Source organism: Glacieibacterium sp. (genome assembly GCF_965200405.1).
Classification (GTDB): domain Bacteria; phylum Pseudomonadota; class Alphaproteobacteria; order Sphingomonadales; family Sphingomonadaceae; genus Glacieibacterium.
In genome coordinates, this window is sequence record NZ_OZ241356.1 from 3,498,643 (window position 1) to 3,514,035 (window position 15,393).

The window sequence follows — 15,393 nt, forward strand, 5'->3', positions numbered from 1 at the left end:
GTAGGACCGGTTCACTTGCCGCCCCTCAGGGCGCGCGAAGCAGGATACTTTTCAGGCCGCGTCTGCCGAGGCGCTAGCGATCGTACCGCCGCCCAACACCCGGTTGCCATCGTAGAAAACCGCTGCCTGACCGGGCGACACGCCGAACTCCGGCGCGGCGAATGCCAGTCGGCCATTGTCGAGCGAGCCTAGCACCGGCAGTGCCATGGAGCGCACCTTGACCGAAACCTCGCCTTGCGGCGCTCCGTCGCCGAGCCAGTTGATCTGGCTCAACTCCACCGCGCTAACCGCCAGCGCTGCCCGGGGCCCGACGGTCAGGCGTCGCGTCGCCGGATCGAGGCGTACCGCGTACAGCGGCTCCGGAGTGCCGCCGATGGCGATGCCCCGGCGCTGCCCCACGGTAAAGTTGATCAGGCCCGGATGCTGGCCGATCACATTCCCCGACAGGTCGACGATCTCGCCGGGCTGGGCCGCCTCCGGGCGCAGCTTGGCGACGATGCTGGCGTAATCGCCGTTCGGTACGAAGCAGATGTCCTGGCTGTCGGGCTTGGCGGCAACGCTCAGGCCCAGGCGTTCGGCATGGCCGCGGACCTCAGCCTTGCCAAGGCCACCCAAGGGGAAGCGCAGATAGTCGAGCTGCTCGCGCGTCGTCGCGTAGAGGAAATAGCTCTGGTCCTTGGCCGGGTCGATGCCCCGGTGGAGCTCGGCGCCGCCCTGCGCTTCGACACGGCGTACATAGTGCCCCGTCGCCATCGCGTCTGCTCCGAGATCGCGGGCGACCCCGAGCAGGTCGCGGAACTTGACGGTCTGGTTGCATCGCACGCACGGCACCGGTGTACTGCCGCGGGCATAGCTATCGGCAAAATCGTCGATTACCGCGTCCTTGAACGCGCTCTCATAGTCGAGGACGTAGTGCGCGATCCCCAGCCGTGCCGCCACGGCGCGGGCGTCGCGGATATCGGCCCCGGCGCAACACGCCCCGGGTCGTGCAGCCGCGGCACCGCTGTCATAGAGTTGCAGAGTAACGCCAATGGTCTCGCATCCGGCCTCCGCGCAAAGCGCTGCAACAACAGACGAATCAACGCCGCCGGACATAGCGACGACGATTCGGCTGCCCGATCTGGGCAAGACGAGGCCGGTTTCGGTATTTGAGCTGAAAAGATCTACGGACACCGTTGCGGATTATACTGCATCGATCGTTCGTCAAGGCTTAACCACTTTATGACGCAAGCTGTCACCCGGGCCGCCGTCCTCACGGCTGTAGAGTTGCGTAAACAAAGGGTGAGTATGTCTGGACAGACTGCAATGCGACACTCGGTCGGCAAGGCCGACGAACCAGAATTGACGCTCGCGGATTTGCCACCACCCGATACACGTCGATGGGTGGCGCGCCGAAAAGCGCAAGTCCTTGCGGCAATTCAGAGCGGCCTGATCGACCGCGCCGAGGCCCGGCAACGGTACGCAATCAGTGAGGAAGAGCTAAGGCTTTGGGAACGCGCGGTCGACTGTGCGGGCGTTCCGGGGCTCCGAGTGACAAGAGTGCAGATATATCGTCCGATATTCGAACGTAATATTTAAGGGAACAATTTACGTCTATACCGAAAGTATTAAACGCATTAACTCTTTACTCGGACCTAAAAAGAAGGTTGAGTGGTTATGGGAATACAGTTAGCCAAATCGGAGAGGATGCGGCGCACCAACATTCCCGAGGGGGTTTCGATGCGTATTTTGTTAATTGAAGATGATCGTTTGATGTCACGGGCGATCGAGCTGATGCTCGGTGGTGCGGGACTGGAGTACGAAACTGCTGCCACCGGCGAGGATGGCATCGAGTTGGCCCGCGTTTACGATTACGACGCGATCCTTCTCGACCTTACCCTTCCCGACCTGCACGGCTACGAAGTGCTGCGGCGCCTGCGCGTCGCCCGGATCGCCACTCCGGTCATCATCCTGACGGGCAATAGCGAGACCGACGCCAAGGTGTCCGGCTTCGGTTTCGGCGCCGACGACTATGTAACCAAGCCATTCCAGCGTGCTGAACTTTTGGCTCGCGTCCATGCGCTGGTACGGCGCTCCAAGGGTCACGCGCAGTCGATCATCAAGACCGGCCCGATGTCGATCGACCTGGCCGCGCGCACAGTCGAGGTCAGCGGCCACCGCGTCGCGCTCACCGGCAAGGAATATGCGATCCTCGAGATGCTGTCGCTCCGCAAGGGCATGACGCTGACCAAGGAAATGTTCCTGACGCACCTCTACGGTGGTCGCGACGAGCCCGAACTCAAGATCATCGACGTCTTCATCTGCAAGCTCCGCAAGAAGCTGTCCGCCGCCGGCACCGGCGCATCGGGCTGCATCGAGACGGTCTGGGGCCGGGGCTATGCGCTCCGCGATCCGGAAGCCGAGCAGCAGCGCGTCGCCTGATCCGACCTGACCGGCACTGCAGACGCAGTGCCGGTTCTAGGTCTGGCGGCTTCGACGTCGTCCGGTGAAGGCCGTGACCATGCCGCGCAGGGTCCGGACTTCCTTCCCCGAATAGGCTGGACGGGTCAGCAGGTTCCGCAGCGTCATCCGCTTTGCCGCGACGGTTTCGGGTGGCGCGAAATAGCCCGCAGCAGTCAGTTCGGCATCAAAGGCTTCGATCAGGCCCTCCAACTCGCCGTGAGCCGCAGGGGCGTCGTAGTTGGCGAGCACGCTGGCCTCGGTGGTTGCGCCGGCCTGGTACCATTCATACGCCGCGAGCAGCACGGCCTGTGCCAGGTTAAGCGAGCCGAATGCCGGATTAACCGGCACGGTCAAGATTGCATGGGCGACGACCAGGTCGGTGGTCAGCAATCCGGAGCGCTCCGGACCGAACAGCAACCCGCTTGGTGCATCGCGCTCGCGCATCTCGGCGGCGGCACGGTGCGGCGTCACCACCGGACGCGTCAGCTCGCGCCCGCGCACGGTCGTCGCATAGATATAGTGAAGGTCGGCCACCGCCTCCTGCAGAGTGTCGAACACCCGCGCATCGGCAAGCACGCTGTCGGCACCGCTGGCCGATGGCCCGGCGTCGACGTTGGGCCAGCCGTCGCGCGGCGCGACTAGGCGCAGGTCGGTCAGCCCGAAGTTGAGCATGGCGCGCGCGCACGAGCCGATGTTCTGGCCGAGTTGCGGGCGGACCAGGATGACCGCCGGTGGTGCGGCGCTCACTCCGCCCGCCGCAGCGGAACGACCTCGCCCGACAACGAGCCGACAAAATCCTCGAAATCGCTGGCTTCGCGGAAGTCGCGGTAAACGCTGGCGAAGCGGATATAGGCGACAGGGTCGAGAGCCTGCAGGCCCTCCATGATCAACTCACCGATCGTACCGACCTCGACCTCGGTTTCGCCGGCGGATTCAAGCTGTCGGACGATGCCGCTGACCAGCCGGTCGATGCGGCCGTCCTCGACCGGGCGCTTGCGACAGGCGATGATGATCGACTTGGCCAGCTTGTCGCGGTCGAACGCCTCGCGCTTGCCCGACTTCTTGACGACGACCAGCTCGCGCAGCTGGATCCGTTCGAACGTGGTGAAGCGCGCGCTGCACGCAGGGCACTGCCGACGTCGCCGGATCGCGCCGCCATCCTCGGTCGGACGGCTGTCCTTTACCGCACTGTCGTCGTGAAGGCAGAACGGGCAGCGCACCTAGTTCGGATAGATCGGGAAGCGGGCGCACAGCGCGCGGACGCGAACGTTGACGGCGGCCTCGGTCGCGGCACTGCCCTCGGCGCCGTTGGCGACCAACCCGTCGAGGACGTCGGCGATCATGTCACCGATCGCGGCGAATTCAGCCAGGCCGAAGCCACGGGTGGTGCCGGCGGGCGAGCCGACGCGGATGCCACTGGTCTTGGTCGGGGGCAGCGGATCGAACGGCACGCCGTTCTTGTTGCAGGTGATGCCGGCGCGCTCCAGGGCCTCGTCGGCGTCCTTGCCGGTGATGCGCTTGGGCGTCAGGTCGATCAACGCGAGGTGGGTGTCGGTGCCGCCCGCGACGACATCGCAGCCGCGCTCGACCAGCTTGGCCGCAAGTACCTTGGCGTTGGCGATGACAGCGGCGGAATAGCTGCGGAACTCGGGACGCAAAGCTTCACCAAACGCGACGGCCTTGGCGGCGATCACATGCATCAGCGGGCCGCCCTGCAGGCCGGGGAAGACGGCGGAGTTGAGCTTCTTGCCCAGCGCCTCGTCGTTCGACAGGATCATGCCGCCGCGGGGACCGCGCAGGGTCTTGTGGGTCGTCGTCGTCACCACGTCGGCGTGGGGCAAAGGGCTGGGATGCAGCCCGGCGGCGACCAGGCCGGCGAAATGCGCCATGTCGACCATGAACTTGGCACCGACCATGTCGGCGATCGCCCGGAAGCGCGCAAAGTCGATGACACGTGGATAGGCCGAGCCGCCGGCAATGATCAACACCGGCTTGTGCTCGCGCGCCAGTGCCTCGACCTGGTCGAAGTCGATGAGATGGTCGTCGGGCCGGACGCCGTACTGGACTGCATTGAACCACTTGCCCGACATCGACGGCGCGGCGCCGTGCGTCAGGTGGCCGCCGGCGTCGAGGCTCATGCCGAGAATGGTGTCGCCGGGCTTGGTCATCGCCAGCATGACAGCGCCATTGGCCTGGGCGCCGGAGTGCGGCTGGACATTGGCATAGGCGCAGTTGAACAGCTGCTTGGCGCGGTCGATCGCGAGCTGCTCGACAGCATCAGACGGCGCACAGCCCTGGTAGTAGCGCTTGCCGGGATAACCTTCGGCATATTTATTGGTGAACACCGAACCCTGCGCCTCGAGCACGGCACGGCTGACGATATTCTCGCTGGCTATCAGCTCGATCTGGTTCTGCTGGCGGTCGAGCTCGCGCGCGATGCCGGCCGCGATGGCCGGATCGCTGGTTGCGACGCCGTCCTCGAAAAAGCCTTCGGAGCGGATCATCTGGCTGGGGGCGCTGCTCATTCTGCTGCATCCTCGAAGTGAGATTGACCGAGCTTGGCGACACGACCGGCGTGACGGCCCGCGGCATAGCTGCTGCTCAGGAACTGGCGGACGCAATCGCGCGCCACCTCGATACCGATGATGCGCGAGCCGAGCGTCATGACATTGGCGTCGTTATGCTCGCGCGCCAGGCGCGCCATCAGGCCGCTGGCGCACAGCGCAGCGCGGATTTCAGGATGCCGGTTGGCAGCGATCGCGATGCCGACGCCGGTACCGCACACCGCGATGCCGAAGCGCGCCTTGCCCGATGCGACTGCCTCGGCAACGCCGAAGCCATAGTCCGGATAGTCGACCGAGACTTCGCTGTTGGTGCCGAGATCGAGCACCTCATAGCCCATCGTCAACAGGTCGGCGGCAAGCGTCGCCTTCAGTGAGTAGCCGGCGTGATCGGCGCCGATGGCAATCGTCTCTCGTGGCATTCAACTACTCGTATTCGCACTGTCTCGGAGCAGCTACATCTAGGTAAGATCGACCCGCCTGACAACGAAATTGCTGTTGGATGCGGCTTAGCGTTCCGTATGAAGGCGGTTAACCTCCTGTCCGGAACAGGGGGGCGGCGCGGTTGGCTTAAGGCTTTCCGCGTCAAGCCGGCACCGTCGGCCGCATCTCCGCTCCCTACTCAAAGGTCAGGTCGCCACCCGCCGGCTCGCGGAAATAGCTGTCGAGCAAATCCTCATCGACTTCGGCCAGCGTCGCCGGCGACCACATCGGGTTGCGGTCCTTGTCGATCAACAACGCGCGCACGCCCTCGTAAAAATCGCGGCCGTCGCGGATGGCGCAGACGATGCGGTATTCGGTGCGCAGTGCTGCCTCGATCGTTGCGCTCTCTCCCATGCGCAGCGCGCGCAGGGTCAGCTTGAGCGAGGTCGGCGACATGCGGGCGATGGCTTCATGCTGGGCGCGGGCCCAGTCGTCGCCCTCGGCCAGGCTGGCCTGGATCGCCTCGACGCTGTCATGCGCGAAGTGGAAGTCGATCGCATCGCGTAGCGCTTCGAGCTGCGACGGGCCGGGGTCGGCTGACAGGGTGTCGAGGATCTGGGCGACGCTCTCCTCGCTGGTGGCGAGCAGGTCGCGGAGCAGCGGCAGGCGGTCCGACGGGATGAAGTGCGTCGCGATGCCGGCGTACAGGCAGTCGGCGCCCTTCAGCCGCGCGCCTGCCAATCCCAACCAGGTGCCGATCTCGCCGGGCAGGCGAGGCAGCGCATGGGTGCCGCCGACGTCGGGGATCAGGCCGATGCCGGTCTCGGGCATGGCGACCAGCGTGCGCTCGGTAGCGACGCGGTAGCGACCGTGAATTGAAAGCCCGACGCCGCCGCCCATCGTGACGCCGTCGAGCAGCGCGACATAATCGTCGGAATAGACCGCGATCGCCTGGTTCATGCGGTACTCGTCATGAAAGAACGACGGCCATTCGGGCGAGCCGGAGCGGCCGGTGTGATACAGGCCGACGACATCGCCGCCGGCGCAAAAGGCACGCTCGCCGGCGCCCTGGATGACGACGCGATCGACTTCGCCGTCGCCCAAACTCGCGTACAGCGCGGCGTGGATGGCGATGCACATCGGCTGGTCGAGCGCATTGAGCGCCTCCGGCCGGTTGAGCGTGATGAACATCGCGCGACCAACGTGCTTGGTCAGCACGGCAGCGCCTGGCAGGGTCTCGGTCATGTGGTCTCCACGAAAATAGCGTCGTCGGGCAGCGGGATCGGCACCGCGCTGGTCGAAAGCTTGGCGAGCAATGTTCCCGCTTCGTCGCGCAACTCCGCCTCCATGAAGGCGACGCGCTTGCCGAGCTTCAGGCAGACGGCGTCTGCGTAAAGCGTCATCCCGGCCTTGGCGGGGGCGAAGAAGCTGGTCTTGAGCTCGATCGTCGGGATGGCGATGCGCTTGCCCGACTTGACGATCGCGGCAATCGCCGCCGCATCGTCGAGCATCGCGACCAGGAAGCCCCCCTGGACGTTGCCCATCGGGTTGATCATCTGCTCGCTGGGCTGGAAGCTCATCCGCACCCGCCCGGCCGCGCTGTCGACCGACAGGATGCGGGTGCCCAGGAGCAGCGCCGTCGGCGGGACGTGCCGGTTCATCCGCTCGAGCAATTGCGCGTCGGTCATCGGCATGGCGGGCTCACCGGTCCTGGCTCACAGCGTCTGGATTTCGGTGAGGCCGTAGCTGCGAAGCGCCGGTGCCAGCGCGTCGACGTGCGCATCGGCGCGCGTGAAGACGGCGATGCCGGCCGGTCGCGGCGTGTCCCAGATGGTGTCGCGGAGCAGATGGGCAACGCGGCGCGCGATGCCCGGGCCGCCATCGACAAAGCTCAACCGGCGCGGGCTGGCTGCGGCAAGCTCGACGGCAACGAGCGGAAAGTGCGTGCAGGCGAGCACGATGGTGTCCAGGTCGTCGCCGCCGGGCTGGTCGAGCAGGCCATCCAGCTCGCGGGCGTAATCGGCAGGGTCTGTCGGTTCGCCGCGGAGCTTGGCCTCCGCCAGCTCTACCAGCCGCCCCGAACCGTGGCGCAACACCCGGCAATCGCTGGCGAACTCGGTCGAAAGCCGGTCGACGTAGGGCTGCCGCACGGTGGCGGCTGTGCCGAGAATGCCGATGACGCGGCTGACGCTGGTCTCGGCGGCGGGCTTGATCGCAGGAACGGTGCCGACCACCGGCAGGTTGAGCGCGGCGCGGACCGGACCGAGCGCGATGGTAGAGGCAGTGTTGCAGGCGATCACCACCAGCGCCGGGCGGTAGCGCTCGACCAGCCGCCCGAGCAGCGCCGGGACACGCGATGCGATCTCCGCCTCGGTGCGGGTGCCATAGGGAAAACCGGCGTTGTCGGCGGCATAGACCAGCGGCGCGTCGGGCAGCAGCGCGGCGACCGGCGCCAGCACGGACAGGCCACCGATGCCGGAGTCGAACAGCAGGATGGGTGCGGCCATGCATAGCGCCTAGCGGGAGCAGCTCGATGCTGCAACTCACTGGACTTGTTTCGGCGGTGGAACCTGCCAATGTCGCTGCCGGGGACGATCTGGGGGAAAACGATGGACGCGATGACGCCTGTGGCTGTGGCAGAGCCGGTGCGGTTCGACGGCCGGTTGAGCGGCTTTGTCGGGCTGGCGCTCGGCAATCTGCTGCTGACCATCATCACGTTAGGCATCTACCGCTTCTGGGCCAAGACCCGCGTCCGGCGGCACCTGTGGGAGCGCACGCTGTTCCAGGGCGAGCCCCTGGAATATCGCGGCCGCGGCATCGAAAAGCTCATCGGCGCGCTGATCGTCGCCGCGGTGCTGATCGTGCCGCTCATCGTCCTGTCGATGATCGCGGCGTTCCTGATCGCAAGCAAGGCGATATGGGCAGCGGTAATCCTGTACGTGGTCATGTATCTCGCGCTGATCTGGTTGATCGGCGTCGGCATCTACCGGTCGCAGCGCTATATCTTCAGTCGGACGGCGTGGCGCGGCATCCGCGGCGGCATGGTCAACGGCGGCTGGACCTATGGCCTGCTGTTCCTGAAACTGATGTTGCTGTCGGTTGTAACGCTCGGCTTTGCGTCGCCCTATGTCGCGACGCGGCTGTGGAATGCGCGGATGAACGACGCAATGTTCGGCTCCGCGCAACTCGGCGCGACGGCGAACTGGCGCGCGGTCTATTCGCGGTTCCTGTTCGCCTGGATCGGCGCGCTGGTGATCTATCTCGTCGCGATCGCCGTGGTGATGGCCGCGCTTGGACCCCAACTCGCGGCCTTCAAGCCGGGCGCGCCGCCGCCCGAGCATGCCGATGCGATGTTCGGGGCAATCCTCAAGCTGTACGGTGTGATGATCCTGGCGAGCATCGCCATTGGGCTGCTGCTGCTGCGCTACCAGGCGGCTCTGCTGCGCGAGCTGTTCGGCCAGACCAGCCTCGACACGCTGGGCTTTCGCTTCGATGCGACGGCAGGTGACCTGCTCAAGTTCGCGCTGGCCAATTTCGCCATCGTCATCTTCACCTTCGGGCTCGGCACGATCTTGATGCCGTTCCGGGTGTGGACCTTCTACGTCAGGCATCTGTCGACGGTCGGCAGCCTCGACACCGACACCCTGCTCCAGACCAGCCTCGCCGCACCGGTGCAGGGTGACGGGCTGGCAGACGCATTCGACGCCGCGGCATTCTGAGCCGCCATGCGCGGCGTCGTCCATGACGGGCTGAGCGCCCGCGCGCATCCGGTCGAGATCGCTGTCGACGGCGACGGGCTGGTGGTGACCCGAGCCGACGGGATCGTCGAGCGGGTGACGCTGGACCTGCTGCGCCGTGGTGACCGCGGCGCCGGCATCGACGTCGTTCACCGCACCGACCAGCCCGACTGGCGGCTGGTGCCCGGCGAGCCGCTACCTCCGGGCTGGCTAAAGGCGCTGCCGCACATCGGGCAGTTCTCGAAGCGAGCGCGGTCGATCTATCTGGGCGTCGCCGCCGTAACGGTGGCGACGATCATCGGGCTGACGGTTTTCGGCGACCGCCTGCTCGATGCCGCCGCGCCGCTGGTGCCGCGACGGGTCTCCGTGCCGATGGGCGAGGCACTCGTTGCCCAGCTTGGCGGTTCCATGTGCAAGGGCGTGGCCGGGCAATCGGCACTCGACCGGCTGGTGACGCGGCTGCGGCCCGCCGCGGGCTTCGTCGAGCCGGTAACGGTCAGCGTCCTCGACACGCCCGCCGTCAATGCACTGGCCGCACCGGGTGGGCGCGTCGTCATCTTCCGCGGCCTGGTCGACAAGGCGCAGGGGCCGGACGAGGTCGCTGGCGTCCTGGCGCACGAACTCAGCCATGTCGCGCTGCGCCATCCGGCCAAGGCATTGCTGCGCCAGATGGGCGTCTCGGTGATCGTCCGCTCGGTCGGTGGCGATATCGGCGGGCTGGCCGACACCGCGGTGCTTCTCGACCAGTCGCGCGGGGCGGAGCATGCCGCAGACCTTGGCGCGATCGCCACGCTGCACCGCGTCCGCATCTCGCCGGGCGGGCTGGCGACGTTGTTCGTCCGGATGCGCGACGCCGACCGCGCTGCCACCAAGAATTTCACGACGCGGACCGTCGATCGGTTCCGTGACTTCGCCGCCACCCACCCGGGCGCGGATGAACGGATCGCCCTGTCGAAAGCCGCCGTTTCGGACCAAGCTGACGTTGCGCCGGCGATGAGCCCGGCCGACTGGGAGGCCCTGCGCCGCATCTGTTCCTGAAACTGCAAATTTGGAACTTCGGCGCGGTTCGTCAGTTGCGTTGCATTGCCGAAACGTTTACCTTCTTTTAAGAAATGCAACGGTCTGGAACGTCGATGGGCTCGTATCATTTGGTGATCTTCAACGCGGCCGGCATGGTCGACCGCGTCAGCGTCGGCAGCTTCGCCGATGACGAAGCTGCGAAGGCAGCGGCGCGCGACCTCGATCACAATCATCTCGTCGAGGTCACCAACAAAGGCGTGCGCATTGCCCGCGTCCCGCCACGCCTGCCGGTACGTGTCGGCAGCTCGGCTTATTGAGGCGCCGGCGCGGCCTGGGTGATCCCGACGATCTCGATCTCGCTACCCGCCAGCATCGCCACGTCACCGAGCGTTTTGCCGATCAGCGCCCGCGCCACGGGCGAGACATGGCTGACGCTGCCGTTGGCTGGATCGGCCTCGTCTTCGCCGACGATCGCGTAGCTGGTACGGCGACCATCGTCGCGTTCGAACATGACCCGGCTGCCGAAACGAACGGTGTCGCTCGGCCCGCTCTCGACCAGCTGCGCCGTCGCCCGTCGCGCCGTCCAGTAGCGCAGGTCGCGTGAAGCTCGTGCCATCGCGGTGCGGTCGCTGCCGATGCCGCCCGCGGCCTGCGCCGCCGAATAGTCCGCCCGCGCCAGGGCCAGCGCCGCATCGATCTGGGCTAATCCGGCGACAGTGACATAGTTCGTGTGCTGCGACACCGGCCGGTCGGGCAAGTCTGCCGCAGCAGCTTCGCTGTCCCCTTCCTTGGTGAAGGCGACGCTCATGGCTTTGTCCTGGTCATCAGGTTGTAACGCTTGAGCCGGGCGGACGGCAGCGTCAAGCCGGGCGCTTTCCCGCGCTGCCGCTCTGCGCTAATCCAGCGCCATGAGCCATGCCCCCTACCCCGCCCTGCGCCTCCGCCGCTCGCGCGTCGCACCTTGGTCGCGCGCCATGGTCGCCGAAACCGTCCTCAGCCCGGCCGACCTGATCTGGCCGCTGTTCGTCACCGGCGGCAGCAACAATCGCGAGAGCATTGCCACCATGCCGGGCGTCGAGCGCCTGTCGGTCGACCTGCTTGGCGCGGCGGCAAAGGAAGCGGCGTCGCTGGGCATCCCATGCCTCGCGCTATTCCCCAACACACCGGCCAGCGCGCGCAGCGAGGACGGTGCGGAGGCCGCCAACCCCGACAACCTCATGTGCAACGCCATCCGCGCCATCAAGGACTCGGGCGCCGACATCGGCGTGCTGACCGACGTCGCGCTCGATCCCTACACCAGCCACGGCCATGACGGGCTGCTGTCCGAGGACGGGCGCATCCTCAACGACTCCAGTGTCGCGGCGCTGGTCGCCCAGTCGCTCAACCAGGCCCGCGCCGGGGCCGACATCATCGCGCCCAGCGACATGATGGACGGCCGCGTCGGCATCATCCGCGCCGCGCTGGAGAGCGAAGGCTTCCACGACGTCCAGATCATGGCCTATGCCGCCAAATACGCCTCGGCCTTCTATGGCCCGTTCCGCGACGCGGTCGGCTCCAGCGGCTATCTCAAGGGCGACAAGAAGACCTACCAGATGGACTATGCCAATTCCGACGAGGCGCTGCGCGAAGTCGCGCTCGACCTGGCGGAGGGGGCCGACTCCGTGATGGTCAAGCCCGGCCTGCCGTACCTCGACATCGTCCGCCGGGTGAAGGAGCGCTTCGAAGTGCCGGTCTTCGCCTATCAGGTGTCGGGTGAGTACGCGATGATCGAGGCTGCCGTCGCCGCCGGTGTGCTCGACCGCGACAAGGGCGTCGTCGAGACTCTGACCGCCTTCAAGCGCGCCGGCTGCTCGGGCGTGCTGACTTACCACGCCCGCCACGTTGCCCGCCTGCTTGGCTAGGCGGCGCCCGCTGGGTCAGAGACGCTTGGCCCGGTCCCGACGCGAATAAGGCACGAACATGCCCGGGCCGACCGATCCGGTCTGGATCCGCGACGACGTGTTGTACAGGCGGATGATGTCGACGCGGCACAGTTGCGGACCGTGCGTGTCGGTCACCAGCACATCGTCCCAGTGCATGAAACTGGCACCCGATTCAGGACGGTTGATATAGATCGTGCCGTTACTCATCTCGTAGATGATCGCGGTGCGGTCGACGATGCGGCTCGAACGAATGTCGTGCTGATAGATGCAGTCGACCGGTTTGCCCTCGACCCGGCCGGCGATCGCCTTGGCGATTTCCTGCTCCGGATTGTCGCGCGCCCCGGCCTGCACGGCGACGGTGCCGAACAGCATGGCGGCGGCGATCAGGATGGGAGACGGACGCATGGCTGTACTCCTGCTTGTTCTTGTGCCGGCATTAGGCGCTCAGCCGCGTTAACCTGAAATGTCCGGCATGGTTGCGGCAGTTGAACCGGCCCCGTCGTTCGCCTAACCGTGGCGGATGACCGCACCAATTCGCATCGCCGTGCTCGGCGCCTCGGGCTACACCGGAGCAGATCTGGTCCGCCTGGCGCTGGGCCACCCCGGCATCGAGATCGTCGCCCTGTCGGCCAATGCCAAGGCGGGGCAGACGATGGCCGAGGTCTGGCCGCACATGGCGATGTATCCGCAGCTGCCGCGGCTGGTGCGGGCCGAGGACATCGACTGGAGCGGCATCGACGCGGTGTTCGGCTGCCTGCCACATGCGGCGTCGGCGGCGCTGCTGTCGACGCTCGACGGGCCGCGCATCATCGACCTGTCGGCGGACTTCCGTCTGCGCGACGCCGGCACCTATGCGGAATGGTACGGCGGCGAGCACCCTGCCCCGGCGCTGCTGGGCGAGGCGGTGTACGGGCTGAGCGAATTCGCGCGCGGGCGACTGCCGGAAGCGCGGCTGGTGGCGTGTCCGGGTTGCTACCCGACCGCGGTGCTGCTGGCGCTGCTGCCGCTGGTCGAGGCCGGCCTGATCGACGCGGGCCGGGTCTCGGTCAATGCGCTGTCGGGCGTCTCCGGATCGGGCCGCGGCTTGAAGGAGGCCAATCTGTTCGCCGAGGTCGCCGAGGCGGTCCACCCTTATGCGCTCGGTGCGCACCGCCATATGCCAGAGATCGAGCAGGAACTCGGCGCGCGGGCCGGCCACGATTTGCGGATCAGCTTCACGCCGCACCTCGTGCCGATCAACCGCGGCGAGCTCGTTACCTGCGCAGTCGAAATGAGCGGCGGCGCGACCGTCGCCGACCTGCATGCGGCGCTGCAGCTACGCTATGCCGACGAGCCCTTCGTCCACCTGCTGCCCAAGGGTGTTGCGCCGTCGACACGGATGGTGCGCGGCTCGAACCACGCGGTCGTCAATGTCTTTCCGGACCGCATTACCGGACGGGCACTGGTCATCGGGGCGATCGACAATCTGGTGAAGGGCTCCTCCGGCCAGGCGATCCAGAACTTCAACCTGATGTTCGGTCTCGCCGAGACGGCGGGGCTGGGCCAGGCGCCACTGTTCCCATGACCGTCCAGCGCGATTCCGCCGGGCGGATCGTCACCGACAGGTTGCGGCTGCGCCAGTGGCTCGACACCGACCGCGTGCCGTTCGCTGCGATGGGTCGCGATCCGCGCGTCATGGCGCACTTCCCGTCGCTGCTGTTCGACGCCGAAAGCGGCGAGTTGCTCAACCACTTCGGCCGCGCCATCGAGGCAAGCGGCAGCGGTATGTGGGCGCTGGAACGACTGTCCGACCGCGCCTTCATCGGCTTCTGCGGCATCCAGCCGGTGGCGATCGGCTCGCCCGTCGACGGCGAGGTCGAGATCGGCTGGCGACTGGCGCGCAATTATTGGGGCCAGGGCTATGCCAGCGAGGCCGCGCGCGCGGCGCTGGTCGTCGCGTTCGACGAGCAGAGCCTCACCCGCGTGCTGGCGATCACCGTGCCTGCTAACGCCCCCTCGATTGCGGTGATGCAGCGGCTCGGCATGTCCCGCCGGTCGGAGCGCGATTTCGACCATCCCGGCCTGCCGCACGGCCATCCGCTGCGCCCGCACATCGTCCACGAGATCGCCGCCTGATGATCGAGACCGACCGCCTCATCCTCGCCGAGTGGCGCGACGACCACCGCGCCGCCATCGCCGCGATCAATGCCGATCCCGAGGTCATGCAGTATTTCGTTGCGCCGATGACGCGAGCCGAAAGCGACGCGCAAGTCGACCGCCAAATCCTCAGCCAGGCCGAGCACGGGTTCTGCTTCTGGGCGATCGAGCGCAAGGCGGACGGCGCATTGATGGGCCTCGCCGGCCTGAAGCGCGGCGCCCCCGGCACGCCGATCGAGGCCGATGTCGAGATCGGCTGGCGCTTCGGCAAGGCATTCTGGGGCAAGGGCTATGCCAGCGAGGCCGCCCGCGCCGCGCTCGCCCACGGCTTTCTGGACCCGGCCGTACCGCGCATCGCGTCGATCACGGTGCCGGGCAACCGCCCGTCATGGAGCGTCATGGAACGCATCGGCATGACCCGCGCGGTCGAGCATGACTTCGACCATCCGGCGGTTCCCCATGGCCACCCACTGCGCCGCCACGTCACCTATTTCATCAAGCGCCCCTAGTCGGTCGACAGCCGCGCATAGCCAAGCTCGTCGAGCCAGTCGTCCCCCTCGGGCCAGCTCTGCACGTAATGCGCCTCCTGCCGAAAGCGCAGCTTGAGCAAAAGCCGCTGCGTCGGCAGGTTGCGCGCATCGGTCAGCGCCTCCAGCCGGTGCAGCCCGCCTTCAAACAGCCGGTCCGCCACCGCGCCGACCGCTTCGGTCGCCAGTCCCATGCCGCGCCAGTCGGGATGCAGCGCAAAGCCGATCTCGGCCTGGCGCGGTCCGGGGTTCTCGAACCGTACGCCGATGTCCCCGGCGATCGCGCCGCCGTCCTTGACCACCAGCACGAACTGCTGCCAGCCCGGCGCCGAGATATCGGTCCGACCCAGCATCTCGTGGATCATCGCACGCGTCCCGGACAGGTCGCGGCTGAGCGGATCGAACGGCATCTGCCCGCGTATCCAGTGCAGCGCCTGGGCATCCTGCGCCTCGACCGGGCGGACATGCAGGCGTGCGGTATCGAACCTCCAGTCAGGCAAGAGTCGCCTCCCGCCACGCCAGCGCGGGCGTTTGCGCCCAGTGGGGCATGATCATCGTCTCGGCTCCCCCGGCCTTTCGCCCATTCTAGCCATCGCAACGATTTTTGGAAGCACTTGACCGGCCA

The 15,393-nt window shown here is 66.8% G+C and carries 20 protein-coding genes; 9 read left to right on the forward strand and 11 right to left on the reverse strand.

Annotation, left to right across the window (positions count from 1 at the left end):
- Positions 1-51: 51 nt before the first annotated feature.
- Positions 52-1,173 carry a tRNA 2-thiouridine(34) synthase MnmA gene (mnmA, locus tag ACOFKW_RS16485; protein ID WP_419815211.1) on the reverse strand — a complete coding sequence of 374 codons (1,122 nt, stop codon included), beginning with the start codon at positions 1,171-1,173 and terminating at the stop codon, positions 52-54.
- A 132-nt stretch (positions 1,174-1,305) separates the two neighbouring features.
- Here mnmA and ACOFKW_RS16490 point away from each other — a divergent pair, with 132 nt between their 5' ends.
- Together ACOFKW_RS16490 and ctrA are read left to right on the forward strand one after the other, a co-directional pair.
- Entirely contained in the window at positions 1,306-1,578 is a 273-nt protein-coding gene (locus ACOFKW_RS16490) for a DUF1153 domain-containing protein (RefSeq protein WP_419816985.1), read from the forward strand.
- A 141-nt stretch (positions 1,579-1,719) separates the two neighbouring features.
- Positions 1,720-2,421: a response regulator transcription factor CtrA gene (gene ctrA / locus ACOFKW_RS16495; protein ID WP_419815212.1), complete on the forward strand. Its 702-nt coding sequence runs from the start codon at positions 1,720-1,722 to the stop codon at positions 2,419-2,421.
- 36 nt (positions 2,422-2,457) lie between these two features.
- On the opposite strand, the gene ACOFKW_RS16500 is transcribed toward ctrA, so the two are convergent.
- From ACOFKW_RS16500 to murI, 7 genes are all read right to left on the reverse strand, one after another.
- Positions 2,458-3,189, reverse strand: a complete 732-nt coding sequence (locus ACOFKW_RS16500) for an RNA methyltransferase (RefSeq protein ID WP_419815213.1) — start codon at positions 3,187-3,189, stop codon at positions 2,458-2,460.
- Positions 3,186-3,662, reverse strand: coding sequence for a transcriptional regulator NrdR (gene nrdR / locus ACOFKW_RS16505; RefSeq protein WP_419815214.1), 477 nt, complete (start codon positions 3,660-3,662; stop codon positions 3,186-3,188). Before nrdR ends, ACOFKW_RS16500 begins: the two co-directional genes overlap by 4 nt.
- Positions 3,663-4,967 carry a serine hydroxymethyltransferase gene (gene glyA, locus ACOFKW_RS16510; RefSeq protein WP_419815215.1) on the reverse strand — a complete coding sequence of 435 codons (1,305 nt, stop codon included), beginning with the start codon at positions 4,965-4,967 and terminating at the stop codon, positions 3,663-3,665.
- Positions 4,964-5,425: a ribose 5-phosphate isomerase B gene (gene rpiB, locus ACOFKW_RS16515; RefSeq protein ID WP_419815216.1), complete on the reverse strand. Its 462-nt coding sequence runs from the start codon at positions 5,423-5,425 to the stop codon at positions 4,964-4,966. The genes glyA and rpiB overlap by 4 nt, the downstream gene beginning before the upstream one ends.
- 196 nt (positions 5,426-5,621) lie before the next feature.
- Positions 5,622-6,671, reverse strand: coding sequence for an enoyl-CoA hydratase/isomerase family protein (locus ACOFKW_RS16520; RefSeq protein ID WP_419815217.1), 1,050 nt, complete (start codon positions 6,669-6,671; stop codon positions 5,622-5,624).
- Positions 6,668-7,120 (reverse strand): PaaI family thioesterase, encoded by a 453-nt coding sequence (locus ACOFKW_RS16525; protein WP_419815218.1) that lies wholly within the window; start codon positions 7,118-7,120, stop codon positions 6,668-6,670. The genes ACOFKW_RS16520 and ACOFKW_RS16525 overlap by 4 nt, the downstream gene beginning before the upstream one ends.
- A 21-nt stretch (positions 7,121-7,141) precedes the next feature.
- The gene (murI, locus tag ACOFKW_RS16530; RefSeq protein ID WP_419815219.1) at positions 7,142-7,933 is read right to left on the reverse strand and encodes a glutamate racemase; all 792 of its coding nucleotides are present in this window, start codon (positions 7,931-7,933) and stop codon (positions 7,142-7,144) included.
- Positions 7,934-8,002: 69 nt separating this feature from the next.
- Between murI and ACOFKW_RS16535 the strand changes: the two genes are divergently transcribed.
- The 3 genes from ACOFKW_RS16535 (at position 8,003) to ACOFKW_RS16545 (ending at position 10,500) form a co-directional block, all read left to right on the forward strand.
- Positions 8,003-9,145, forward strand: coding sequence for a YjgN family protein (locus tag ACOFKW_RS16535; RefSeq protein ID WP_419815220.1), 1,143 nt, complete (start codon positions 8,003-8,005; stop codon positions 9,143-9,145).
- A gap of 6 nt (positions 9,146-9,151) precedes the next feature.
- The gene (locus tag ACOFKW_RS16540) at positions 9,152-10,201 is read left to right on the forward strand and encodes a M48 family metallopeptidase (protein WP_419815221.1); all 1,050 of its coding nucleotides are present in this window, start codon (positions 9,152-9,154) and stop codon (positions 10,199-10,201) included.
- 95 nt (positions 10,202-10,296) lie between these two features.
- Positions 10,297-10,500, forward strand: coding sequence for a hypothetical protein (locus tag ACOFKW_RS16545; RefSeq protein WP_419815222.1), 204 nt, complete (start codon positions 10,297-10,299; stop codon positions 10,498-10,500).
- Here the strand turns inward: ACOFKW_RS16545 and greA are convergent.
- Entirely contained in the window at positions 10,494-10,991 is a 498-nt protein-coding gene (greA, locus tag ACOFKW_RS16550; RefSeq protein ID WP_419815223.1) for a transcription elongation factor GreA, read from the reverse strand. The two genes, ACOFKW_RS16545 and greA, sit on opposite strands and share 7 nt — an antisense overlap.
- 100 nt (positions 10,992-11,091) lie before the next feature.
- Between greA and hemB the strand changes: the two genes are divergently transcribed.
- Positions 11,092-12,084 carry a porphobilinogen synthase gene (hemB, locus tag ACOFKW_RS16555; RefSeq protein ID WP_419815224.1) on the forward strand — a complete coding sequence of 331 codons (993 nt, stop codon included), beginning with the start codon at positions 11,092-11,094 and terminating at the stop codon, positions 12,082-12,084.
- Between the two features lie 15 nt (positions 12,085-12,099).
- Here hemB and ACOFKW_RS16560 read toward each other — a convergent pair whose 3' ends face one another.
- On the reverse strand, positions 12,100-12,510 hold the full coding sequence (locus ACOFKW_RS16560) for a hypothetical protein (protein WP_419815225.1): 411 nt from the start codon (positions 12,508-12,510) through the stop codon (positions 12,100-12,102).
- A gap of 115 nt (positions 12,511-12,625) precedes the next feature.
- On the opposite strand from ACOFKW_RS16560, the gene argC reads away from it, so the two are divergent.
- The 3 genes from argC to ACOFKW_RS16575 are packed head-to-tail and all read left to right on the forward strand — an operon-like array spanning position 12,626 to position 14,750.
- Positions 12,626-13,669 (forward strand): N-acetyl-gamma-glutamyl-phosphate reductase, encoded by a 1,044-nt coding sequence (argC, locus tag ACOFKW_RS16565; RefSeq protein ID WP_419815226.1) that lies wholly within the window; start codon positions 12,626-12,628, stop codon positions 13,667-13,669.
- Positions 13,666-14,220: a GNAT family N-acetyltransferase gene (locus tag ACOFKW_RS16570; RefSeq protein ID WP_419815227.1), complete on the forward strand. Its 555-nt coding sequence runs from the start codon at positions 13,666-13,668 to the stop codon at positions 14,218-14,220. The genes argC and ACOFKW_RS16570 overlap by 4 nt, the downstream gene beginning before the upstream one ends.
- Positions 14,220-14,750, forward strand: coding sequence for a GNAT family N-acetyltransferase (locus ACOFKW_RS16575; RefSeq protein ID WP_419815228.1), 531 nt, complete (start codon positions 14,220-14,222; stop codon positions 14,748-14,750). Before ACOFKW_RS16570 ends, ACOFKW_RS16575 begins: the two co-directional genes overlap by 1 nt.
- Here the strand turns inward: ACOFKW_RS16575 and ACOFKW_RS16580 are convergent.
- Positions 14,747-15,268: a GNAT family N-acetyltransferase gene (locus tag ACOFKW_RS16580; protein ID WP_419815229.1), complete on the reverse strand. Its 522-nt coding sequence runs from the start codon at positions 15,266-15,268 to the stop codon at positions 14,747-14,749. The two genes, ACOFKW_RS16575 and ACOFKW_RS16580, sit on opposite strands and share 4 nt — an antisense overlap.
- Between the last annotated feature and the right edge of the window lie 125 nt (positions 15,269-15,393).

What these genes read in the sequence shown, in the direction of transcription:
- ACOFKW_RS16525 (WP_419815218.1), bottom strand. Translation starts at nt 7,120, where the DNA reads ATGCCGATGACCGACGCGCAATTGCTCGAGCGGATGAACCGGCACGTC.
- ACOFKW_RS16535 (WP_419815220.1), top strand. Translation starts at nt 8,003, where the DNA reads ATGTCGCTGCCGGGGACGATCTGGGGGAAAACGATGGACGCGATGACG.
- glyA (WP_419815215.1), bottom strand. Translation starts at nt 4,967, where the DNA reads ATGAGCAGCGCCCCCAGCCAGATGATCCGCTCCGAAGGCTTTTTCGAG.
- rpiB (WP_419815216.1), bottom strand. Translation starts at nt 5,425, where the DNA reads ATGCCACGAGAGACGATTGCCATCGGCGCCGATCACGCCGGCTACTCA.
- ACOFKW_RS16490 (WP_419816985.1), top strand. Translation starts at nt 1,306, where the DNA reads ATGCGACACTCGGTCGGCAAGGCCGACGAACCAGAATTGACGCTCGCG.
- hemB (WP_419815224.1), top strand. Translation starts at nt 11,092, where the DNA reads ATGAGCCATGCCCCCTACCCCGCCCTGCGCCTCCGCCGCTCGCGCGTC.
- ACOFKW_RS16520 (WP_419815217.1), bottom strand. Translation starts at nt 6,671, where the DNA reads ATGACCGAGACCCTGCCAGGCGCTGCCGTGCTGACCAAGCACGTTGGT.
- ACOFKW_RS16570 (WP_419815227.1), top strand. Translation starts at nt 13,666, where the DNA reads ATGACCGTCCAGCGCGATTCCGCCGGGCGGATCGTCACCGACAGGTTG.
- argC (WP_419815226.1), top strand. Translation starts at nt 12,626, where the DNA reads ATGACCGCACCAATTCGCATCGCCGTGCTCGGCGCCTCGGGCTACACC.
- ctrA (WP_419815212.1), top strand. Translation starts at nt 1,720, where the DNA reads ATGCGTATTTTGTTAATTGAAGATGATCGTTTGATGTCACGGGCGATC.
- ACOFKW_RS16560 (WP_419815225.1), bottom strand. Translation starts at nt 12,510, where the DNA reads ATGCGTCCGTCTCCCATCCTGATCGCCGCCGCCATGCTGTTCGGCACC.
- murI (WP_419815219.1), bottom strand. Translation starts at nt 7,933, where the DNA reads ATGGCCGCACCCATCCTGCTGTTCGACTCCGGCATCGGTGGCCTGTCC.
- ACOFKW_RS16545 (WP_419815222.1), top strand. Translation starts at nt 10,297, where the DNA reads ATGGGCTCGTATCATTTGGTGATCTTCAACGCGGCCGGCATGGTCGAC.
- ACOFKW_RS16575 (WP_419815228.1), top strand. Translation starts at nt 14,220, where the DNA reads ATGATCGAGACCGACCGCCTCATCCTCGCCGAGTGGCGCGACGACCAC.
- ACOFKW_RS16540 (WP_419815221.1), top strand. Translation starts at nt 9,152, where the DNA reads ATGCGCGGCGTCGTCCATGACGGGCTGAGCGCCCGCGCGCATCCGGTC.
- greA (WP_419815223.1), bottom strand. Translation starts at nt 10,991, where the DNA reads ATGAGCGTCGCCTTCACCAAGGAAGGGGACAGCGAAGCTGCTGCGGCA.